Here is a 21,142-nt window from a genome sequence, read left to right as displayed (position 1 = left end):
ATGAGACTCTACGACGTCGAAAATTCCGGAAATTGCTACAAGGTGCGGCTGTTTGCCGCACTGGCGGGTCTGCCGATCGAGCTTTCCCCCGTTGATCTGCGCGCGGGAGAGCAACATACGGAAACCTTCGCGAAGCTCACGCCGATGCAGCAGGTGCCCGTTCTCGTCGATGTGGATGTTCCCATATGGGACTCCCAGGCGATCCTGATCTATCTTGCGCGCAAACATCAGCTCGCACACTGGTGGCCCGACGACGCCATCCAGCAGGCCCATGTCGCCTCATGGCTGTCCGTGGCCGCAAACGAAATCGCCGCGGGATTCGCGACGGCGCGCCGGGCCATCAAATGGAACACTCCGGACAATCTGAATGCGGCCCACGCGATCTGTGCGAGAATCCTGCCGCGCCTGGACGACCACGTCCGGACACGGCACTGGTTCGTCACCAATCATCCGACCATCGCCGACTGCGCTCTTTTTCCTTATATTGCCCTGGCTCATGAAGGCTCCATCGACCTTCAGCCTTTTCCGCATCTGCGCATCTGGCTCAACCGGGTCATCGGCCAGCCCGGCTTCATCCCGATGAGCGGGTTGAAGGACGCCTACTAGGCGGTGGCATCAGCCCGCGAGAACCATATTCGACGGCTGGCTTGCGAAATAGCGCTTCACCGCCTCGCACATGGCCGAGGCGATCTGCGTCCGGTGGACGGCCTGACGCAGTGCTGCCTCGTCCAGACGGTTGGACATGAAGCCCATCTCGACCAGAACGGAGGGAATTTCCGCCGATTTCAGCACCACGAACGCCGCGTGACGGGAGGGATTGGCCAGCAGGCGGATGCGCGTTCCGAAGGAGGATACGATGCTGGACGCCATATGGGCCGAGCCACGCTCCGTTTCTTCCGACACGAGGCTCGACAGGATCTGCTGAACTTCCGGCGACATCCCGTGAAAGGACGGCCCCGCGAACCGGTCCGCGCTGTTTTCGGTTTTCGCGAGCGCGGCGGTCTGGGTGTCGGAGGCATGCCGTGAAAGCGTATACACGCTGGCGCCGCGCACGTTCGGATCATGCAGCGCATCGGCATGCATGGAAACGAAGAGATGGGCGCCATGCCGCTGGGCCAGTTCCACGCGCCCTTCAAGAGGAATGAATCGATCGCTGTCACGCGTGAGGACGACGCGATAACGCCTGGTGGCGATCAACTGCCTCTGCAGCTCGGAGGCGGCGGCTTCGGCGATATGCTTCTCATAGGTCCCTGAAACGCCGATCGCGCCGGGATCCTTGCCGCCGTGTCCGGGATCAAGCATGACGACGGGAAGGGGAGCCGCGACATTCCGATGGATCGCGGGGGTTCCGGGAACCCCCCTGTGCGTTTTCCGGACCGTATGCGCTGCGCCGCCGGAAGAGAGGCTGGGCGCGGGCTTGCGAAGCACATGGGCCATGGCCTCGGACGTCAGGCAGCCCACCCCCGCAATGGCTAGCCTTCGTCCGATCCGCACGCAACCGCTCATGATTCAGGGTATTTCATCATCGGCCTCTCGCCTTGGATTTCAGTCTTCAATCGTGTTGAAAACAAGGCGATGATGAAAGCCCGAACGGCACGCTTGCGCCCTGGGGATAATTCGGTCATGCTGTTGTCACCGAAGAACTGTAGCGGTTCGATGCTCCCGCAGTGCCCCGCACTGCCGCCAAGGATCCCGCCCGACAATTCTTTGCGCGACGACGCATGACCACCGGACCGGGTGGTTTTCCGGGCATACCTGGAACACCGGACCGACACAGTGGGCGCGTGCGCGTCGCCCCGCAACGTATTTGATCCCAGGGGCTGTATGTCGTTCGCCTCGTCCGTCATTTCATCACGTCAGCGGTCGGATCTGTTTCCGGCCGTCATGATGCGTGGTGCGACGGCACCCGACGATCCGCACCATGCCTCCGTGACAGCCATAGGTCTTGCCTCGATACGCCGCCGCTCAGACCGCGCCATGGTGCGCGACCCGCAGGCTGGCCGTCTCCCGACGCAACGGAGTTTCTCTTTTAATGAACAAGAAAATGCTGATCGACACCACACATGCGGAAGAAACCCGCGTTGTGGTGATGGATGGTGAACGGCTCGAAGATTACGATGTCGAGACGTCCGCCCGCAAACAGCTCAAGGGCAATATCTACCTTGCGAAGGTAATCCGCGTCGAACCGAGCCTTCAGGCCGCGTTCGTCGAATATGGCGGCAACCGCCACGGCTTCCTCGCCTTCAGCGAAATCCATCCGGACTATTTCCAGATTCCGGTCGCCGATCGTGAAAAACTCCTCGCGATTCAGGAAGAGGACGCACGCGCCGAAGAGCAGCGCCTCGAACACGAAGACAGCGAAGGCGGCACGACGCCTCCAGCCGAAAACGCCGATGCCAGCGCCGAAGACGGTGAAAGCCGTGAGTCGTCCGCGCCGGAGATGGTCGGTGGCGAAAACGACACGGGCGACGAGGGCGCCGCCGCGCGCCGCATGGCGCGCTTCCTGCGCAACTACAAGATCCAGGAAGTCATCCGCCGTCGCCAGATCATTCTGGTTCAGGTCGTCAAGGAAGAGCGCGGCAACAAGGGCGCGGCGCTGACGACCTATATCTCGCTGGCGGGCCGTTACTGCGTGCTGATGCCGAACGCCCTGCGTGGCGGTGGCGTCTCGCGCAAGATTACATCCGATTCCGACCGCCGCCGTCTGCGCGACATCATCACCGGCCTCGATCTGCCGCGCGGCATGGCGATGATCGTACGCACGGCTGGCGCCCAGCGTCCCGGCCCGGAGATCATCCGCGACTGCGAGTATCTCCTCCAGCTCTGGGACGATATCCGCAGCCATACGCTTTCGTCCGTCGCGCCCGCGCTGATCTACGAGGAAGCGAGCCTCATCAAGCGCGCCATCCGCGATCTCTACAGCAAGGACATCGAGGAAATCGTCATCGATGGCGAGCCCGCGTGGAAGAATGCCCGCGAGTTCATGCGTCTGCTGATGCCGCACAACGTCAACAAGGTGAAGCTGTGGCGCGATCAGGCGCAGAGCCTCTTCACGCGCTACCACGTCGAGGGTCATCTGGACCTGATGTTCTCGCCGACCGCCCAGCTTCGTTCGGGGGGCTATCTCGTCATCAACCAGACGGAAGCTTTGGTTGCCATTGACGTGAACTCGGGCCGCTCGACCAGCCAGCGCAACATCGAGGAAACGGCCCTGCGGACGAATCTCGAAGCCGCGGAAGAAGTCGCCCGCCAGCTCCGTCTGCGCGATCTTGCCGGACTGATCGTGATCGATTTCATCGACATGGAGAGCCGCAAGCATAACAGCATGGTCGAAAAGCGCCTCAAGGATGCTTTGCGCTCGGATCGCGCGCGTATCCAGATCGGCACGATCTCGCATTTCGGTCTGCTCGAAATGTCGCGACAGCGTCTTCGTCCGTCACTCGCCGAAGCCGTGCTGTCTCCCTGCCCGCACTGCCAGGGAACCGGTTTCGTACGCGGGACCGAAAGTGCCGCGCTTCACATCCTCCGCGCGATCGACGACGAGGGCACGCAGCAGAAGGCCGCATCCATCGAAGCGCATGTCGCCCCTGTGGTTGCCCTTTATATCCTCAACCACAAGCGTGCATGGCTGGCGGAAATCGAGCAGCGCCATCGTATGGAGGTCGTCTTCAAGGCGGACGATACGCTGATGCCGTCCGATATCCATATCGAGCGCCTGACTCCGCAGACGGCAGCCGCGCCGCGTCCGCAGATCACGGCCCCCGTCGAAGTGCTCGCCGGTCCCGTCGAACACGAGGTCGAACACGTGCCAACTGTCGTCGAGCCGACGGAAGCCGTCAGTGAAAGTGCGGTCGTCGCGCAGGAGGCTGCGCTGTCACGTGAGGACGAAGGACGTGAGGAAGGAGGCCGCCGCCGCCGCCGCCGCCGCCGCGGCCGTCGTGAACGTCGTCCCGAAAACGAAATGGTCGCCGGAACGGGGGCTCACGCCGAGAGCCTTGAGGACGAAGCGGAGAGTGAGGCCCTGTCGGCCCATGACGACGAGTCTGTCGCCGCTGACCCGACCAGCCCCGCCATGGTGATGCCTGGCCGTCGCCGTACGCGTTCGCGTCGCATTGTCCGCACGGACAGCGCCCAGGAGACGACGCCGGTTCATGAGGAACCGACGCATGCCGAGCCGTCGGCACGTGTCGAGCGTGAACGCCGGAAGGAAAGCTTCCAGCCTCCCGTCTGGACCGGCCCCACCCCCGCCGATCCGTTCGGCGGCGGCAGCTTCGACATCTTTGACGTGATCGAGCAGGCTGAAAATGCGCAGGAGCATCTCCGCTCGGTGCGCCATGTGCCCATTTCGGAAGGTTCGCCCCGCAAGCGCGAGACCCGTCCCGAAACCCGCGACGTGACCCCGGAGACGGAGGTCGTGGAGACGAAGATCGTGGAAGATAAGGCCGTGATCGCGCCGGTGGAGGCGTCGGTGGAAGCGTCTCCGGCTCCGGTCGAGCTTCCGGCTGCTGCGACCGCCACCCCGGCACCGCGTCGTCGTGGTCGGCCGCGCAAGTCGGAAGTCGTCCCGACCGAGGCCAAGGCTACCGAACCCGCGGCCGACGCTGCCCCGGAAACGCCCGCAGAAGAAGCGGCCGCAGGGGAAGCACCCGTCGGGGAAGCACCGAAAAAGCGCGGACGCAAACCCGCCGCGGCGAAGGCCACGACGACACCCGCAAAGCGCCCGTCGCGTCGTAAGGCCACTGAAATTAAGCCTGTCACGTCGGCGGAATCCTCAGCACCGGTGGAACCGATCGCGGAACCCGCAGCGGAAGACGCACCGAAGCGCCGTGGTCGTCCGCGCCGGAAAGCAGCGGAAGCGACCCCAACTGAAGACGCCGCCCCGGCGATCGTCCCGATCGATGTGGATGAAGCCACGCCGACAAAGCCGCGAGCAGGTTGGTGGCGCCGCTAAGGCGTCATCTCCCGGACTTGTGGAAGATCGGCAAAGAAAAAGGCGAGGCTCCCGAGGGGCCTCGCCTTTTTCTTATCCTCAGGGTCCTCGCTGCTGTTCAGCGACAGACGCTCCGAGCCCCCGAGGCCGCTATGAATGTCCCCGTAAGAGGCTGGAAACACGCATTGCGCGTGCATGGGCTGTTGGTCGCCATACCATCTCCATAGACCGCGCTGCCAGCCAGAGACTCTTCCTTGAGTGCGACGCCACATAGAGGCGTATCGACGGGAGCCGAAGGATCGTTTGTGAGTTGTGCTTCGTTGGCGGGCGCGTTTTCGACGTCGAGACCCGGTGCGAAACTCTGCGGCGGAATACGGCTGGCCGTCCTCCCCGGAACGGAGGCGGCCGGAGGCTGTTCCGCGCAGGCGGCCAGCACCAGAAGGGGCATCAGCATCATCCAGCGCCCGCCCATACGAAATCCCATCGTTCTCACGCCTTTCACAAACCGAATTCGCCCTGAGGGGATGAACCATCCCCCCTTCCTTTATCGAGTCGTGCATCTCGACGCCCGTCGGCGAATTCGAGCACGATGCGCCCGCCTTGCGGGTTGGCGGCAGCACTCGTGATCGGTCGGCCCGACATATCCTGGACGAGAACATAGCCACGCGCCAGCACGGCCCTAGGGGACACGGCTTCCAGACGTCCGACGGTGCCCTCGAGGCGGGCTTCGCGCAGCCTGATGGCGTTCAGGATGCTCTCGGGCGACAAACGCGCGCGGATAATCCGGGACTCCCATGCCTGAAGACCCCGTCCCACGGCCAGTTCCAGTTGCCCGGCCTGACGCAGCACACGTTCGCGAAGCCGCGCGACCACAAGTTCCAGAGAGGGCAGTCGCCCTTCTATCTGCACCAGCCGGGCGCGAGCCCGCTCCGTGACGGTCGGCAGCGCCAGTTCGTGGCGCTGCCCACGGTCGTCGAGCCGCATACGGGCGTTGTTGAGAAGCGAGGGCAGATCGGGAAGGCCCGCAACCACGCGCTCCAGCCGGGCGCGCGCCTGATCCATCAGCCGCATGAGCGCGCCCGCGAGGCGCGCGTTCCGATGCGCCAGGTCCGCGACCATCTCCGAACGCAGCGGAACCGCGAGTTCCGCCGCCGCTGTCGGCGTAGGAGCCCGTCGATCCGACGCGAAATCGATCAACGTGGTATCGGTTTCATGCCCGACCGCCGAAATGAGCGGAATGGGACTGGCTGCGGCCGCCCGCACCACGCGCTCGTCATTGAACGCCATGAGATCTTCGAGAGAGCCGCCGCCGCGCGCGACGATCAGCACATCTGGCGGCGACTTCATGCGTCCGAAGCCCTCGATGGCGGCGACGATCTGCGCAGCCGCGCCGTCGCCCTGCACGGACACCGGCCATACGAGAACCGAACGCGGAAAGCGTCGCGCGATCGTGGTGCAGATATCGTGCAGCACCGCGCCTTTCTGCGACGTCACGACGCCCACCAGACGCGGCAGATGCGGCAGCGCACGCTTGCGCTCGAGGGCGAACAGGCCTTCATCGAGCAGCTTCAGACGCAGCTTCTCGATGCGGGCGAGCAGGGCGCCCTCCCCCGCGAAGCTCATCTGGTCGATGATCAGCTGGTAGGTCGAACGCTCGCCATAGGATGACACGCGTCCGGTCGCGATGACTTCGGTGCCGTTCTCCGGGGTGAGACCGAGACGCGACACCGCGCTGCGCCATACGACGCCCGCGATCTTGCCGTCCTCATCCTTCAGCGAAAGGTAGATATGGCCCGACGGATACCTCTTGAGTTCGGTGATTTCGCCCCGAACCCGCACGCGGGCGAAGCCGCCTTCCAGCGTGCGCCGGATCGCGCCCGAGATTTCCGAGACGGAGTATTCGGGAATGTTGCTTGCAGCCGTGTCGTCGCTATCCACCATAATGGCATTCTACGCGACACGGACGCCCGCGAAAACCGGGCATATGACGTCAAGTGCGCAGATGGGCTTCGCCGCATAGATGGCTCACGTCCCGCCCCGGTCTGTGCTACGCAGCGCAAAGATGACAGCGGCTATGAAACAGCGGCAGTGAGCAAGAGGGATAACATGCGGGTTCTTTTGGTCGGATCGGGCGGACGCGAGCACGCGATGGCAGCCTGCCTGGCGCGTTCGCCGGAACTGGACGCGCTGTTTATCGCGCCCGGCAATCCCGGGATGGCAGCCCTGGGAACACTGGTTCCCGTCAAGGCCGATGACGTGACCGGTCTGGTCGCTTTCGCACGCAGCGAAGGCATCGATCTGGTCGTGCCCGGACCGGAAGCGCCGCTTGTCCTCGGCCTGACGGATGCCTGCATGGAGGCGGGCATCGCCTGTGCCGGTCCGACGCAGGCCGCCGCCGCGCTCGAGGGCAGCAAGAGTTTCACCAAGGACATCGCCGACGCCGCGCGCATCCCCACCGCGCGCTGGGAGCGTTTCGAGGATCCCGAGCCGGCCATCGCCTTCGTGCGTCTGCGCGGCGCACCGATCGTCATCAAGGCGGACGGCCTAGCCGCGGGCAAGGGCGTCGTCGTGGCGCAGACGGTGGCCGAAGCCGAGGCCGCCATCAACGACATCATGACCGACCGCAGTTTCGGGACCGCTGGCGCAAGCGTCGTGATCGAGGAATGCCTGTTCGGACGCGAGGTGTCGCTGTTCGCGTTCTGCGCCGACGAGCGGGCCGTTCTGATCGGCGCGGCGCGCGATCACAAACGCATCGGCGAAGGCGACACCGGGCCGAATACCGGCGGCATGGGAGCGATTTCACCCCCGCCGGGTTTTGGCCGCCGCGAGCAGGAAGAGGCGCTGGACATCATGGTGCGCCCCATGCTGCGCGAAATGGTCCGTCGCGGCACGCCCTTCCGGGGCATCATTTTCGCGGGGCTGATGCTGACCGAAGACGGTCCGAAACTCATCGAATACAATGTCCGTTTCGGAGACCCCGAAGCGCAGGCCCTCCTGATCCGCCTTAAATCCGACCTGCTCCCGGTTTTCGCCGCCCTGGCGGATGGACGTCTCAATGACGCGAACATCGTCTTCTCCGAAGACGCCTCGATTTCCGTCGTCATGGCCGCGCGTGGCTATCCCGGCAAGCCGGTTTCGGGCGGCGTGATTTCAGGAATAGACCGCGCGGAGGCCGTTCCGGGGGTGCGCGTCTTTCAGGCCGGAACCGCCGAGACGGATGGCCGCCTCGTGGCGGCTGGCGGTCGGGTCCTGACCGTCTGCGCTATGGCTCCAAGCCCCGAGGAAGCCCGCGAACGCGCCTATCAGGGCGTTGCGGCCATCCGCTGGACCGACGCCCTCTGGCGCCGGGATATCGGATTGTAAGGCGGCGGGAATCTTCGCGCCGCCCCGCTTCAGCCGAACAGGACGTGCTCGGCTTCGAGCACGACCTCGGCGAGAACGCCATCCTGAAAAGGCGACACTAGGCCCGCATCCTTCAGGAGCGCCGTGAACGGCTTGCTGCCGCCAGCGGCGCATAGCTCCTTGTAGATCGCCATCGTTCCCGGCGCGTCCGCGCGGCTGCGCAGCCAGAGCTGCATGGCGCATGTCAGGGCCAGCGTATAATCGATATAATAGAACGGCGAGCGATAGACATGCATCTGCGCCTGCCAGCGGCAGCCATTGGCGGGATAGGAGAGATCCCCCCAGTCGCGCCAGGGCATATAACGCCGCTCCAGTCGCTGCCATGTCGCGTGACGCTCCTGCGGCGTCATGTCGGGACGCGCGTAAACCTCGTGCTGGAAATGATCGACGCATGCGCCGTAAGGCAGGAAGGACAGGCTGTCGATCAGGTGCATCCGACGATAACGATCGCCGCCGCCATCTTCGACCAGGCGGTCGATCTGCGGCCAGGTCAGGAATTCCAGACCCATGGAATGGATCTCGGCGGCCTCCATGGTCGGCCACAGGGCGTCCATCGGGGACAGATCGCGGCTCTTCCAGTTCTGGAACGCATGTCCCATTTCATGGGTAAAGACGCCGATATCCCCATGCGTTCCGTTGAAATTCGCGAAAATGTAAGGCATCCCGATGGTCGGAAACGAGGTGCAGAATCCCCCTCCCGCCTTGCTCTCGCGGTTCTTCAGATCCAGATAGTTCTCGCCGACCATCTGCGCGAAGAAACGCCCCATTTCGCCCTCGGGATCGAGCGCGTCGAACATGTCCTGCCCACGCCGGATGAGCAGATCGTAATCACCGGCCGGAGCTGGATTGCCCGCCGGGTCGATCAGCGCCTCATCCCACGCCATCGCCTTGCCCCAGCCCATTTCAAGCGCGCGATGAGACAGAAGGGACTGCACGAGGGGCGTGACGCGCAGCGCGATCCGATCGCGGAAAGAGGCGACCTCGGCCGGGCCGTAATCGGTGCGGCGCATGCGACGATAGCCAAGCGGCGTGTAAGTCGAAAAACCGAGCGTCTTCGCCATGCCCGTCCGCAATTTGACCAGTCGATCGAAAAGGTCGTCGAGTTTCGGACCGTGCTTCTCGAAAAAGGCCCAGCGCGCCTTCTCGGCGGCATGTCGGACCTCACGGTCGAGGGATTGCTGGTAAGGCGCGAGCCCCGACAGATTCAGTTCGCCGCCGTCGAAAGGAATTTTGGCGGAGGCCAGAAGGGCTGTGTATTCCGCGCTCAGGCGGGCTTCTTCTTCCAGGTCTTTCACGATCCTCGGGTCGAAGGTCGTGATGTCCGCATCCCAGAGTTGCGCGATATACGGCCCCACCACGGCTTCGAGCTTGGAGCGCTCGGCGAGAAGGCGACGCTTCAGCGCGACCTCATGCTCCGTCGCCACCGGAGACAACGTATCCGCATGATCGCGCTCGGCGACGACGGCCTCGTCCGCCGTATTGCGTGAAAACTGGAGATGGACCAGGGCCGCCCAGGAATCGAAACGACGACGCACGTCGTCGAACGCGTCCAGCGCCCCCGTGTGGTCGCCCTGATCCAGCAAGGCGTTGATCGTGGCATAATCTCCGGCCAGGCTTTCCCGGGTCGGACGCGGAAATTTCAGATCTTCAAATGGCGGAATGGCATCGTGCTTCATAAAATGATGGTCGCATCGGGGCGGCCCCGCTGTCCAGCCGTACCGAGGGAAAGCGACCGTCTCTCAGCAGAATTTTAAGAGCCTGCCACCGCGCGTGATCAGTCCAGCGACGCCACGAAGCGCGCCATGCGGCGGCAGGCTTCCGCGAGCTGGTCGTCGGACGCCGCGACGGAAAGGCGTATATGGGGGCTCATGCCGAAGGCCGCGCCCGGCACGGCGGCGACATGCGCTTCTTCGAGCAGCGCCTCGGCGAACGCCACGTCACTGTCGATGACGCGACCACCGGGCGTGCGTTTGCCGATCAGGGCCGCAAAGCCCGGATAGGCATAAAAGGCGCCATCAGGCATCGCGCAGGTCACGCCCGGCATGTCACGCAGCGCGGCGACGACGCGATCGCGTCGGGCCTGATAGGTCTGACGCATGCTGACCACCCGTTCGAACGGGCTTTGCAAGGCCGCGACCGAACCCGCCTGGGCAAGCGTGCACACACCCGACGTCGCATTGCTCTGGATGTTCGTCATGGCCTGGATGAGAGAGAGCGGACCGCCCGCGAACCCGACCCGCCAGCCGGTCATGGCATAGGCTTTCGCCATGCCGTTCACGGTCAGGATACGATCTCCGAGATCCGGCGCGATGGCAGCGAGCGAAACATGCTTTCGGTCGTCGAAAGTCAGATGTTCGTAGATCTCGTCGGCCATCACCCAGAGCTGGGGATGGTCCCTGAGAACCTGCGCGACGGCCTCGAGATCGGCGCGCTCCATGATCGCGCCGCTCGGATTGTTCGGAAAGTTCAGGACGAGCCAGCGCGTCCTGGGCGTGATCGCCGCCCGCAACGCGTCGGCGCGCAGACGAAACCCGTCATCCTCGCGGCAGATGACCGGAACCGATACGCCCCCCATCATCTGCGCGATGATGGGATAGCTCACCCAGTAGGGCGCCGGAACGATGACTTCGTCACCGGGATCGATCGTGGCCATGAAGGCGTCGAAAATAATCTGCTTGCCGCCATTGGCGACGAGAATCTGCTCCGGCAGGAAATCCAGCCCGTTCTGTGTGCGGAACTTCTCGACGATGGCCGCCCGGAGCGCTGGCTGTCCGGCGATCGGCGGATAACGCGTGTCACCGGCCCGACCTGCTGCCGCGGCGGCTTCGACCGCTTCGGACGGCGAAGGAAAATCCGGCTCGCCGAGCGCCAGCGAAATGATGTCCGCCCCTTCCGCGCGCAACGCGCGAGCGCGCTGCGCCATGGCGATCGTGGCGGGTTGCGGCAGCCCGTTGAGGCGCATCGCGACATGGGCCGTCATGACAATTTCCCCTTGTTTACGTCAGTGACGCGCAGAAACGCTGGATGCGCGTGCATGCCTCGATCAGGCTCGCCGTATCCGTCGCATAGGAAATGCGGAAGAAGCCCGGCATCAGAAAAGCGCTCCCATGCACCGCCGCCACACCCGTTTCCTCGAGCAGCGCCGTCACGAACGCTTCATCGCTGTCGATCACCCGGCCGGACGCCGTGGTCTTGCCCATCAGGGCCTCGATGGAAGGAAACACATAGAATGCGCCCTCGGGCCGCGCACAGGTCAGACCCGCTGCCTGGTTGAGCATGCCGAAGACCAGATCGCGCCGCTCCTGATAGACCTTCACCATCTCGCCGATGAAGTCCTGCGGACCGGAAACGGCTTCGAGAGCCGCCGCCTGCGCGATGGAGCAGGGATTGCTCGTGCTCTGCCCCTGCAACTTGATCAGCGCCTTTGTCAGTTCGACCGGCGCCGCCGAGAAGCCGATACGCCAGCCTGTCATGGCATACGCCTTTGACACGCCGTTCATGGTCACTGTCCGGTCCCGGAGCTTCGGCTCCACCTGAACGACCGTCGACGAGACGAAACCGTCGTAAACCAGCTTGGCATAGATATCGTCCGTCAGAATCCAGATGCGCGGGTGCTCGAGAAGCACGTCGCACAGAGCGCGGAGTTCGTCGTGACTGTAAGCAGATCCGGTCGGATTGCATGGCGAGTTCAGGACGATCCACTTCGTCCGCGGCGTGATGGCCGCACGCAGTTCCTCGCCGGTCATCTTGAAACCTTTGGAAGGCTGCGTCGGCACCACCACGGGTTTGCCATCAGCCAACTCGACGATATCGGGATAGGAGACCCAGGCCGGAGCCGGGATGATGACCTCGTCACCGGCGGCGAGAGTCGAGAGGAAGACGTTGAAAATGACCTGCTTGCCGCCAGTCGAGACCGTGATCTCTTCCGCGCGGTAATCCGTGCCGAAATCGGCGTTCAGACGCGCAGCAACCGCTGAGCGTAGCGCGGGTGTACCCGCGACATCGGTGTATTTGGTCTGGCCCGCCTCGATCGCGCGGATCGCGGCATCCCTGACATTCCGGGGCGTGTCGAAATCGGGCTCGCCAGCCGAAAGGCTGATGATATCGCGGCCTTCCGCCTTGAGCGCGCGCGCTTTCTGCGTAATCGCAATCGTCTGGCTGGGAGAAATACGATTGAGGCGATCAGCGATGAGAGACATGGCTCGATATCCGGAGAAAAGGCCGCGCGGGATTTACGCCGCGCGAACCCTACCCCCGTTTCGCGGCGGACAAAATCTCCCGCCGCGATTTTTCCTCTCTCGGAAGACGGGAAGCTTCAGGCGGCCTTCTTCTTTTTGCAGCACTTCATGAACTGACAGGCCACGCCCGCCACGGTGACGATGGCCAGAACTTTCTTCAACGGACCGCGAAGACCCTTGGGCCCGAAAGCCGCCAGCGTCGCCAGACCAACCATCATCACGTCACGGGCGACAGGGGACTCAACGGGGCAGGCCTCGGCCAGACGGTTCTTCGCCTTCCCGGCTTCGGCGGCCACGTCCTTCTTCTTCTTGCAACCGAACATCGTGTTTTCTCCTTGGTTTTTGTTATCCGCGAGGGGCGGTTCATAACACTTAACGAATGCGTCAGCATTGCGGTTGCGCATTCAGGTTGGACGACCGTCCCGCAGCAGTTCCAGATCCTTCCGGCGCTTGTCGCCATCCGGCAGTTTGGGATCGAGCGCGAGCGCATGATCGAGCGCGTTGACGGCCGCCGCGTAGTCATGTCGCCCGCGCTCGACTTCCGCCAGGAGTTCCCATGCCTTCACATCGTCGGGATCCGCCTGCAAGGCCACGGCGAGATCGGAAATGGCACCGTCGAAGTCACCGGCCGCATTACGGACATGCGCGCGCTCGCGGCGAATGATCGCCTTGTCGGGCTGAAGGACGAGCGCATCGCTGATGGCCTGCTGGGCGAGCCGGAAATCCAGAGTTTCAAGCCCTTTATTGGCATGCTTGATCAGAAGAAGGACGGCAGGATCCAGCCCCTTCTGACGCAGGGTCTCGGCCCTCGCTTCAAGGGAGCGCGCTTCCCCACCGCTTTTCGCCTCGCGCAGGGCCTTGACCGCCTCTTTCAGGGGATCAGGTTTGGGAGCCCTGACGTCCGGTTTGACCGCGGCATGATCCGTTGAAGCCGGGGACGCCGCTCCCGCGCCGCCCGGAACGGTCTGATGGCCGATCTCCGCTTTCGGGACCGGGGCCGCCGCGAGCTGCAACAGGGCGGCAAAAAGGCAAAAGGCCGCACTGCATGAGAGCAGACGCGGCCTTTTCCTAACCTTCAGATGACGAATCGGGCCAGCAGGTCCCAATGCGACGACCCAGCCGGACAATCAGCCCTGACGGGCCTTCATGCGCGGGTTCTTCTTGTTGATGATGTAAACGCGGCCGCGACGGCGGACGACGCGGCAGTCCTTGTCACGAACCTTCGCGGACTTCAGGCTGTTACGGATCTTCATGTGCTTCGCTTTCCAGAGCAGGCTGACGCCGCGATAAAAACCGGACGGGCCGATGAGCCCGCAGATGACGCAGGGCATTACAAAGGCGCAGGGCGAGAGTCAACCATTCATCCGGCCCCGTGGCACAAATCGGTTACGAAAAGCCTTGCCGGATACGCTTTCAACCCCGTAGGCAGAGGCCGACAACGACGATAGACTAAGCACCATGTCCCGCTCTGCCCTTGCCCTCCTTCCCGTCTGCATGGCCCTCCTCCTTCCCTTGGCGGCTCATGCCGAAGACGACACGGCCAGCCGCGCGCCGCCGGCGGTGCTCAACCGTTATCTCCAGGTTCTCCAGACAGATCCCGATAGCGCAAGCGATGCCTGCGTCGCCCAGCTCAAGGAGCTGCATAAAACGCAGGACATCGTGGCGACAGCGGAAGCTGGCGGCAAGGAAGAACAGACGGCCGTCGCCAAGGACGTACTCGAATCCGACTACGATGATGCCAACGAGGTCTGCGGGACCGACGCCCGCACGCTCTGTCGCACCAAAGGCAACACGCTCGCCAAACTGCCGGCACTATGTCAGACCCTCGCGCCGCCACGCGATCCCAACGCCCCGGAAGACGAATAGTCTTCCAAAGCCCGGGGCCTTCAGGAATGGCCCGCTCTGGCTTCGGCCCAGATGGCGAAGGCCTGAACCACGGCAACCTCTTCGAGCCTTTTGAAACGGCCTGACGAGCCGCCATGTCCCGCATCCATGTTGATGCGGCACAGGAACGGGCCGCCCTTCGCTTCGAGACGCAGCCGCGCGATCCATTTAGCGGGTTCCCAATATGTAACGCGCGGATCGGAAAGGCCGCCCATCGCCAGGACCGGCGGATAGGTCCGGTCGGCGATATTGTCGTATGGGGAATAGCTCGCGATCAGGTCATACGCCTCGGCATCCGTAATGGGATTTCCCCATTCCGGCCATTCGGGCGGCGTGAGCGGCAGCGTCACGTCGGACATCGTGTTGAGCATGTCCACGAAAGGCACCTGAGCCACGATGCCCGCGAACAGTTCCGGCGCCATATTCACAATCGCGCCCATGAGCAGCCCCCCGGCGGAGCCGCCATGCGCCACGATATGACCGCCTGTCGCATAGCCTTCCGTCATCAGGTGACGCGCGCAGGCGATGTAGTCGGTAAAGGTGTTGGGCTTCTTGCGGCCACGACCGTCCAGAAACCAGTTCCATCCTTTCTCGGAGCCGCCCCGGACATGGGCGATCGCGTAAATCCAGCCCCGATCGACCAGGGAGAAAACGGTCGTGGAAAACCCTGCCTCCATCGGAATGCCGTAGGAGCCGTAGCCATAGAGAAACAGCGGTGCGGTACCGTCGATCGGCGTGTCCTTGCGCCGCAGGATCGTAACGGGGATGCTTTCGCCGTCGGTCGCCGGTGCGAAGACGCGCCGTACTTCGTAAAGAGCGGGGTCATGTCCGGACGGCACTTCACGCACCTTGCGCAATTCACGCGCCCCGGTCGTCAGATCGTAATCGTACCAGTGGGCGGGCGTCGTCGGAGATTCGTAAATATAGCGCAGGATTGTGCCTGAATATTCGAGAATCCCGACCAGGGTGAGGTCAAATGCCGGTTCATCGACAACGATCGCCCGCGCCTGAGCCCGCACGTCGCCTTCGACGCCCCATGGCACGATCCGGATGGCGACATTGCCGTCATGCCGCTCCGCCCAGACGAGATCGCGTTCCGAGACGCTGACTCCGAGCAGAAAACGTCCCGCTTCGTGAGGAACGAAGGCCCGCCAGTTCTGGCGCGCCGTTTGCGTATCGGGCGTCCACATGAGCTGGAAGTCGATCGCCCCGTCAGCGTTCGTCAGGACGATAAATCGATCATTCCAGTGTGTGAGGCTGTAACGCTCCCCGCGCACCAGAGGAGACGCCACCACGGGCGGTGCCGTCGGGTCGGCAGCGGGGATCAGCAGCGTCTCGTTCGTATCATGGTCACCGCGCTCGATCAGGATCCATGCCCTCGACGCGCTGACGCTGATCGAAAGGAAGAAACCAGCGTCGATCTCGTCAAAAACCAGCATGTCCTCACCACCGCGGATCGGACGACGATAGATTCGCGAGGGCCGCCCATGATCATCCCGATAGATCCAGAACAGCCACTGACTGTCGGGCGAGATGGCGAAACTTCCCGTCGTGCTCTCGACGGCCGGTCCGCAGAGAGCGCCCGTCACGAGATCCTTGACCTGGATCCGGTAGACTTCAGAGCCCTGCACGTCTTCAGCATAGGCGTACAACGCATGGTCATCGGAATGCGCGGCATTTCCCAGCGCATAATAGGCATGCGCTTTGGCCTCAGCGTCCACGTCGAGAAGAACCTGCTCCTCGCCGCCGTTTCGGGGGCGACGGGCATGAACGGGATACTGGGCTCCGTCGGCATAACGCGCATAATACGCCCACGCGCCATCCGGAACCGGCACGGATTCCTCGACCGGAGGCACGCGACCGATCATTTCGGCCAACAGTGCCGTCCGCAGAGGCTCGACATCCGCGAGAACGGCTTCCGCATAAGCGTTCTCGGCGCGCAGATGGTCGGCGATATCCGCACGCAACACGGAGGGATCACGCAGGACCTTCTGCCAGTCCTCGTCTTTCATCCATGCGAACGGATCGACACGCACGCGTCCCAGTTGATCGATGGTGCGAGGTTCGCGTCGGGGGCTGGGAGGTAACATGCGTATCCGTTCAGAAATCTGGGGTCCGGGGTTCCGATGGATTCTTGTGCCGCAGATCGGCATAGGGCTCAACAACGCCGCTCGACGGCACGAAAGATCAGTCGTGAAGAAACCGATGGCGCTCTTGGGTGTTATTCCAACACTGCCCGCGTCACAGGGCAGAAAGCCACAAGATTTCATCCGAAAATCTCAAGTGGTTCGATACCTTGCCGATAAAAACAAGTGAGTAATCATGAACTATCGTCACTTCGCGCTTACTGCCGCAGCTCTCGCCACGACTGGGATCCTTGCCTCGCAGGGCGCCACCGCACAGACGGTCGCCGTTCCCTCGACCACCGCGCCAGCCCAATCCGCGGTTCCCGCCGGGACGACGATTCCGCCCGTGCCTGGCTACAATCACGGCGCGCAGGCCATCGCGAATGTCGATCCGGCCCAGACGACCGCGACCGCGGGTGCGCTCGGAAAGGACGCTCTGCCCTCCGTTGATTCCGCCAGCGCGGGCAATGTCGGTGGCATCCTGTACTACTGCATCAAGAGCAGGGCACTCTATGGAACGACACCGCGCACGGTCGCGCGCACGCTTTCCAAGCGGCCCGATGTCCGCAACGACCAGTATTACGCGCTCGGCGGCAAGGGTCTGCTTCAGACCAATACGAGCGCACCGTTCGATATCAAAACGCTTGATCTCTCGAAGCGCACGAAGGTCTGCAACGACCTCGTCAAGCGCGGCCAGTCTCTGATCGGAGGCTGAGCATCGGTCCGGGAAAGCGCACCCTCGGGCACGTTTCCTATACGACGATGCCGTGTCTTCATGAGAGCATGAAGACACGCTCACGACGGGCTCCATAGCCGTAAAACCCCGCAGGGCCAGGCCCTGCGGGGTTTCGCCCGTTTGGAAACGTAATCAGACTTGCCGTTTTCCGTCGTCGGGAAGCGCAAGAATGAGGGTCAGACCCTCGGCATTGGCCAGAACAGCCGCTTTCTCCTGACGGGACAGGGAGCGCCGCGCGGATGCGAGATCCGTCGCTTCACGCAGTTTCACCAGTCCCACGAGAAGATTCGGATCGATCGCGCTGCCGACGGTCCGTGCGGGAGGAAGCGCCGCACGGTGCGCTTCGCGTAGAGAATGATCGTGACGCAGTGCATAAAATGCCTCGTCCATCGCCGGATCGACGCATTCTTCCCGACGCGTGCGCGCCAACTCATTGGCCGATACGATCCGCAGGATCGGCGGCGGTATCGTTTCCTCGACGATCGTCAGAAGCCCCAGATGACGCAGCCACAGGCCAGCATCCCGGCTCGCCGTCAATGCCGCAAGTGGGATGGCGAGAAGCAGACCGAGAAGAACCGGTGTCATCCACAGGAAAAGCGAGAACGAAACCAGCCAGGCCGCCGTTGCGAGCAGGACGCCGATCAGTGTGTAAATCCAGTACCCGCGCGCCACCTGCCTGAGATCAACGCGTCCATCGTCACGGTTCTGCGCATTCCAGCCGGAATCCCGCCCCATCAGGATCGAAAGAACGCCGGACGTCTGAATCAACATGGCGATCGGCGCGATCAGACCGCCGATGATTGTTTCCAGCACGATCGAGGTCGCGAGACGCAGCACCCCGCCACTGCCTTTGAGAGCCGCTCGATCGAACAGCATCGCAATGAAAGCAAAAAATTTCGGTGCCAACAGGATGCCCATCGTGCCGATGAACACGAATTTGGCCTGAATCGGATCGACCTGCGGCCAGTGAGGATACAGCGACTTCGTGCTGCCGAAATATTCCGGACGCGCAAAGCGCGCCTGCAGGGAAATCAGAATGCCGAACAGCAGGAACAGAAGCCATAACGGCGACGTGATGTAGGAGCCGATGCCCATCAGCATGTGCAGACGACTGACCCACGCCATGCCCTTCGTCAGAAGCAGCTTGTAATGCTGGAGATTACCCTGACACCAGCGCCGGTCGCGAATGGCGACATCGGTGAGGGACGGCGGGCTTTCTTCATACGAGCCGAAAAGTCCCGGCACCATGTGAATGGCCCAGCCGCCCCGCCGCATAAGGGCGGCTTCCACGAAATCATGACTCAGGATGTGACCGCCGAAAGGCTTGCGTCCCGGCAGATGCGGCAACCCCGCCTGTTCGGCGAAAGCCCGTGTGCGGATGACGGCGTTGTGCCCCCAATAATTTCCCTCCGAACCGTGCCACCAGGCGATACCATGGGCGATCAGCGGCCCGTAGACACGTCCGGCAAACTGTTGCATTCGCGCGAAAAGCGTGCGTCCGCCGACAATCACGGGCAGTGTCTGGATCAGGCCGACTCCCTCGTTGCGCTCCATCGCGTCGACAGCGCGAACGATCAGAGCGCCATCCATGACGCTATCGGCATCGAGCGTCAGCATCTGCTGATAAGCGCCGCCATGCGCGCGAACCCACTCGCCGAGATTCCCCGCCTTGCGATCGACGTTCTTGGCGCGACGACGATAGAAGACCCTTCCCTTCCCGCTGACCGCTTCGCGAAATGAAAGGTAAGCCCGCTCTTCCTGAACCCAGACATCGGGATCGGTCGTATCGGACAGAAGGAAGAAGTCGAAAGCCGCGATCTGTCCTGTGGCGATCAGGCTGTCATAGATGGATTTCAGGCCGACGAGGACGCGCTCCGGGTCTTCATTGTAGGTCGGCATCAGGACCGCCGTGCGGGCACGCAGGATGGGCAGAGCCCCCTCGCGCTGAATACCGAGCCCCAGTCCGCCCCGACATAGAACCGACACGAAACCGGCCACAGCCGACGTGAACGACAGGGAAATCCACGCCGCCAGGATCACGAAGAAACCGAGCACGATGACGCCCAGCGCCGAGACGCCCATACTGTTGAGCACGAGATTCATCTCATACGCGCCAAACAGCGTCAGCGCGATCGCGCCGCCGAAGACGAGAAGACGTCTCAGCCACAGCGCTGGGGGCCTCGTGGCGGGCGCACCGTCACGGCCATAGGTTTCGGGGGCTTTATGAAGATCCTGCACCGGCATCACCAGAGGCGAAAGCGGCGGCAGGAAATCATTCGGTGTCGGCATCGGGGCGCTCAGGGAGTCCAATGATACATCCACTGTTCGGAAACGGGAGCCTTGTCATCGGCAAGCTGGCATTGCAGTTCGGCCAGCTTCGCGTCCCCGGGATAAAATTCGAACGTGGTACGCCAGCCCTTGATATTCGGGTTGGGCTCCACCACCACGTTGCGGATCGTTCCTACCGAGCTGCGCGGGATCAGGTGGAACTGCGCGTTCGGCGGTAAATTCTCGAAGGGCTTGCCGTCGAAATCGATCACGAACATACGCGCATCGGGATGATCCGTGACGCTGCCGACCCGCGTGGCGGAGACGCGTGCCAGATCCGTGGGCCACGGCGTGTCCCAGCCCCAGTACATCCGATAGGTGAAGTCGTATTCGTGGTTCTTCTCCATCGGTTTTGTAGGCCGCCAGAAGGAGACGATGTTGTCATTCACTTCGTTGGGTGTCGGAATTTCCACCAGATCGACCGCGCCGCTGCCCCAGTCCCCGATCGGTTCGATCCACAGGGAGGGACGCTTCTCATAGGTCAGCGCCAGATCCTGGAAATCGGCAAACGAGCGTTTGCGCTGCATCAGACCGAAACCGTGAGGATTCGTATCGCCAAACGCCGAGAACTGGAGTTCCACGGGGTTGGCGAGCGGGCGATAAAGCTGTCCGCCCGTACCCGTCCAGACCTGAAGAGCCTCGCTGTCATGGGCCGCCGGGCGCCAGTCGTCCACGCGATTGCGATCGTTGGTGTCGAAATAGAACATGCCCGTCAGAGCTGCGACGCCGCCCTCGGTGATATCGACGCGTGGAAAGAAGGAGGACTGAACGTCAAAGACGGTCGTCACGCCGGGCCGGATCGTAAATCGGAACGCGGCGGTGACGGACTTGCTGTCCATCAGTGCGTGAATCACGACCGAATCGACGCCCGCCTTCGGCTTTTCGAGCCAGAACTCACGGAACGTGGCGAATTCCTCGCCTTTCGAATTTCCCGTGCCATTGGCGAAACCACGTGCTGAAAGACCGTAGAACTGGCCTTTCGCGACGGCGCGGAAATAGGAGGCCCCGAGGAACACGGCACATTCCTCGAACACCCCGGCAGAATTCAGAGGATTGCGCAGACGCAGTCCGGCAAAGCCGAGATCGTCCGTCACTCTCAGCATCGGATCTTCATAAGTGAACATGTCCGGGTCATAGACAATGCGGCTGGACTTGCCGTCGATGACCTCGTTCATGAAAATCTGCGGCTTGTAGAGATAGCCCCGGGGGAAAAATTCGACGTCGAAGTTCAGATTTTCGCCGTGCCACAAGGCCCGCTCAGGGCGGAAGGCGATCCCACGAAACTGATCGAAATTCAGGTCATGGATGGCCGATGGGAGACGCTCGGATGGCGGGTTGTAATCGCTTTTCGCCAGCTTCTGCGCGATCTGCTTGACCGTCGTGTCATCAAACGGCGTCGGCGTATTCGGCGCGGGTGCCGCCGCGCGTGCTCCACGCCCGACAGCCCCAACGAGCGAAAGTCCAGCTCCAGTCTTTACGAAATCACGACGCCGCACAA

18 protein-coding genes are annotated in these 21,142 nt (G+C 62.9%); 6 read left to right on the top strand and 12 right to left on the bottom strand.

Annotated elements, in window-relative coordinates:
- Nucleotides 1-606, top strand: a complete 606-nt coding sequence (locus PWM43_RS01480) for a glutathione S-transferase family protein (RefSeq protein WP_289840790.1) — start codon at nucleotides 1-3, stop codon at nucleotides 604-606.
- Between the two features lie 9 nt (nucleotides 607-615).
- On the opposite strand, the gene PWM43_RS01475 is transcribed toward PWM43_RS01480, so the two are convergent.
- Nucleotides 616-1,506, bottom strand: a complete 891-nt coding sequence (locus tag PWM43_RS01475; protein ID WP_289840789.1) for an N-acetylmuramoyl-L-alanine amidase family protein — start codon at nucleotides 1,504-1,506, stop codon at nucleotides 616-618.
- Between the two features lie 526 nt (nucleotides 1,507-2,032).
- On the opposite strand from PWM43_RS01475, the gene PWM43_RS01470 reads away from it, so the two are divergent.
- Nucleotides 2,033-4,951, top strand: coding sequence for an Rne/Rng family ribonuclease (locus PWM43_RS01470; protein WP_289840788.1), 2,919 nt, complete (start codon nucleotides 2,033-2,035; stop codon nucleotides 4,949-4,951).
- Nucleotides 4,952-5,048: 97 nt separating this feature from the next.
- On the opposite strand, the gene PWM43_RS01465 is transcribed toward PWM43_RS01470, so the two are convergent.
- Nucleotides 5,049-5,414 carry a hypothetical protein gene (locus PWM43_RS01465; protein WP_289840787.1) on the bottom strand — a complete coding sequence of 122 codons (366 nt, stop codon included), beginning with the start codon at nucleotides 5,412-5,414 and terminating at the stop codon, nucleotides 5,049-5,051.
- 14 nt (nucleotides 5,415-5,428) lie between these two features.
- On the bottom strand, nucleotides 5,429-6,871 hold the full coding sequence (xseA, locus tag PWM43_RS01460) for an exodeoxyribonuclease VII large subunit (RefSeq protein ID WP_289840786.1): 1,443 nt from the start codon (nucleotides 6,869-6,871) through the stop codon (nucleotides 5,429-5,431).
- A 165-nt stretch (nucleotides 6,872-7,036) separates the two neighbouring features.
- On the opposite strand from xseA, the gene purD reads away from it, so the two are divergent.
- Entirely contained in the window at nucleotides 7,037-8,293 is a 1,257-nt protein-coding gene (purD, locus tag PWM43_RS01455) for a phosphoribosylamine--glycine ligase (protein WP_289840785.1), read from the top strand.
- A 29-nt stretch (nucleotides 8,294-8,322) separates the two neighbouring features.
- Here purD and PWM43_RS01450 read toward each other — a convergent pair whose 3' ends face one another.
- The 6 genes from PWM43_RS01450 to ykgO all read right to left on the bottom strand — a co-directional run bounded on the left by PWM43_RS01450 (nucleotide 8,323) and on the right by ykgO (nucleotide 13,823).
- On the bottom strand, nucleotides 8,323-10,008 hold the full coding sequence (locus PWM43_RS01450; RefSeq protein ID WP_289840784.1) for a M3 family oligoendopeptidase: 1,686 nt from the start codon (nucleotides 10,006-10,008) through the stop codon (nucleotides 8,323-8,325).
- 98 nt (nucleotides 10,009-10,106) lie between these two features.
- Nucleotides 10,107-11,312 (bottom strand): pyridoxal phosphate-dependent aminotransferase, encoded by a 1,206-nt coding sequence (locus PWM43_RS01445; protein ID WP_289840783.1) that lies wholly within the window; start codon nucleotides 11,310-11,312, stop codon nucleotides 10,107-10,109.
- Nucleotides 11,313-11,328: 16 nt separating this feature from the next.
- Nucleotides 11,329-12,531 carry a pyridoxal phosphate-dependent aminotransferase gene (locus PWM43_RS01440; RefSeq protein WP_289840782.1) on the bottom strand — a complete coding sequence of 401 codons (1,203 nt, stop codon included), beginning with the start codon at nucleotides 12,529-12,531 and terminating at the stop codon, nucleotides 11,329-11,331.
- Between the two features lie 116 nt (nucleotides 12,532-12,647).
- The gene (locus tag PWM43_RS01435) at nucleotides 12,648-12,974 is read right to left on the bottom strand and encodes a hypothetical protein (protein WP_289840781.1); all 327 of its coding nucleotides are present in this window, start codon (nucleotides 12,972-12,974) and stop codon (nucleotides 12,648-12,650) included.
- Nucleotides 12,975-13,583, bottom strand: a complete 609-nt coding sequence (locus PWM43_RS01430; protein ID WP_289840780.1) for a tetratricopeptide repeat protein — start codon at nucleotides 13,581-13,583, stop codon at nucleotides 12,975-12,977.
- Between the two features lie 114 nt (nucleotides 13,584-13,697).
- On the bottom strand, nucleotides 13,698-13,823 hold the full coding sequence (gene ykgO, locus PWM43_RS01425; RefSeq protein WP_007281615.1) for a type B 50S ribosomal protein L36: 126 nt from the start codon (nucleotides 13,821-13,823) through the stop codon (nucleotides 13,698-13,700).
- 205 nt (nucleotides 13,824-14,028) lie between these two features.
- Here ykgO and PWM43_RS01420 point away from each other — a divergent pair, with 205 nt between their 5' ends.
- On the top strand, nucleotides 14,029-14,436 hold the full coding sequence (locus PWM43_RS01420; protein WP_289840779.1) for a hypothetical protein: 408 nt from the start codon (nucleotides 14,029-14,031) through the stop codon (nucleotides 14,434-14,436).
- A gap of 20 nt (nucleotides 14,437-14,456) precedes the next feature.
- Here PWM43_RS01420 and PWM43_RS01415 read toward each other — a convergent pair whose 3' ends face one another.
- Entirely contained in the window at nucleotides 14,457-16,544 is a 2,088-nt protein-coding gene (locus PWM43_RS01415) for a S9 family peptidase (RefSeq protein WP_289840778.1), read from the bottom strand.
- Here PWM43_RS01415 and PWM43_RS01410 point away from each other — a divergent pair.
- Together PWM43_RS01410 and PWM43_RS01405 are read left to right on the top strand one after the other, a co-directional pair.
- The gene (locus tag PWM43_RS01410; protein WP_289840777.1) at nucleotides 16,543-16,770 is read left to right on the top strand and encodes a hypothetical protein; all 228 of its coding nucleotides are present in this window, start codon (nucleotides 16,543-16,545) and stop codon (nucleotides 16,768-16,770) included. The genes PWM43_RS01415 and PWM43_RS01410 overlap by 2 nt on opposite strands.
- 6 nt (nucleotides 16,771-16,776) lie before the next feature.
- Entirely contained in the window at nucleotides 16,777-17,295 is a 519-nt protein-coding gene (locus tag PWM43_RS01405; protein WP_289840776.1) for a DUF2501 domain-containing protein, read from the top strand.
- 153 nt (nucleotides 17,296-17,448) lie between these two features.
- Here PWM43_RS01405 and mdoH read toward each other — a convergent pair whose 3' ends face one another.
- Nucleotides 17,449-19,605 carry a glucans biosynthesis glucosyltransferase MdoH gene (gene mdoH, locus PWM43_RS01400; RefSeq protein WP_289840775.1) on the bottom strand — a complete coding sequence of 719 codons (2,157 nt, stop codon included), beginning with the start codon at nucleotides 19,603-19,605 and terminating at the stop codon, nucleotides 17,449-17,451.
- An 8-nt stretch (nucleotides 19,606-19,613) separates the two neighbouring features.
- Nucleotides 19,614-21,140, bottom strand: a complete 1,527-nt coding sequence (locus PWM43_RS01395) for a glucan biosynthesis protein (RefSeq protein WP_289840774.1) — start codon at nucleotides 21,138-21,140, stop codon at nucleotides 19,614-19,616.
- Between the last annotated feature and the right edge of the window lie 2 nt (nucleotides 21,141-21,142).

It is taken from the genome of Brytella acorum (assembly GCF_029309905.1).
Classification (GTDB): domain Bacteria; phylum Pseudomonadota; class Alphaproteobacteria; order Acetobacterales; family Acetobacteraceae; genus Brytella; species Brytella acorum.
Note: the sequence above shows the minus strand (reverse complement) of the source record. Positions and strands in the feature narration are given on the sequence as shown.

Coding starts and splice junctions, on each gene's coding strand:
- PWM43_RS01480 (WP_289840790.1), top strand. CDS start 1: ATGAGACTCTACGACGTCGAAAATTCCGGAAATTGCTACAAGGTGCGG.
- PWM43_RS01475 (WP_289840789.1), bottom strand. CDS start 1,506: ATGAGCGGTTGCGTGCGGATCGGACGAAGGCTAGCCATTGCGGGGGTG.
- PWM43_RS01470 (WP_289840788.1), top strand. CDS start 2,033: ATGAACAAGAAAATGCTGATCGACACCACACATGCGGAAGAAACCCGC.
- PWM43_RS01465 (WP_289840787.1), bottom strand. CDS start 5,414: ATGGGATTTCGTATGGGCGGGCGCTGGATGATGCTGATGCCCCTTCTG.
- xseA (WP_289840786.1), bottom strand. CDS start 6,871: ATGGTGGATAGCGACGACACGGCTGCAAGCAACATTCCCGAATACTCC.
- purD (WP_289840785.1), top strand. CDS start 7,037: ATGCGGGTTCTTTTGGTCGGATCGGGCGGACGCGAGCACGCGATGGCA.
- PWM43_RS01450 (WP_289840784.1), bottom strand. CDS start 10,008: ATGAAGCACGATGCCATTCCGCCATTTGAAGATCTGAAATTTCCGCGT.
- PWM43_RS01445 (WP_289840783.1), bottom strand. CDS start 11,312: ATGACGGCCCATGTCGCGATGCGCCTCAACGGGCTGCCGCAACCCGCC.
- PWM43_RS01440 (WP_289840782.1), bottom strand. CDS start 12,531: ATGTCTCTCATCGCTGATCGCCTCAATCGTATTTCTCCCAGCCAGACG.
- PWM43_RS01435 (WP_289840781.1), bottom strand. CDS start 12,974: ATGCGCAACCGCAATGCTGACGCATTCGTTAAGTGTTATGAACCGCCC.
- ykgO (WP_007281615.1), bottom strand. CDS start 13,823: ATGAAGATCCGTAACAGCCTGAAGTCCGCGAAGGTTCGTGACAAGGAC.
- PWM43_RS01420 (WP_289840779.1), top strand. CDS start 14,029: ATGTCCCGCTCTGCCCTTGCCCTCCTTCCCGTCTGCATGGCCCTCCTC.
- PWM43_RS01410 (WP_289840777.1), top strand. CDS start 16,543: ATGCGTATCCGTTCAGAAATCTGGGGTCCGGGGTTCCGATGGATTCTT.
- PWM43_RS01415 (WP_289840778.1), bottom strand. CDS start 16,544: ATGTTACCTCCCAGCCCCCGACGCGAACCTCGCACCATCGATCAACTG.
- PWM43_RS01405 (WP_289840776.1), top strand. CDS start 16,777: ATGAACTATCGTCACTTCGCGCTTACTGCCGCAGCTCTCGCCACGACT.
- mdoH (WP_289840775.1), bottom strand. CDS start 19,605: ATGCCGACACCGAATGATTTCCTGCCGCCGCTTTCGCCTCTGGTGATG.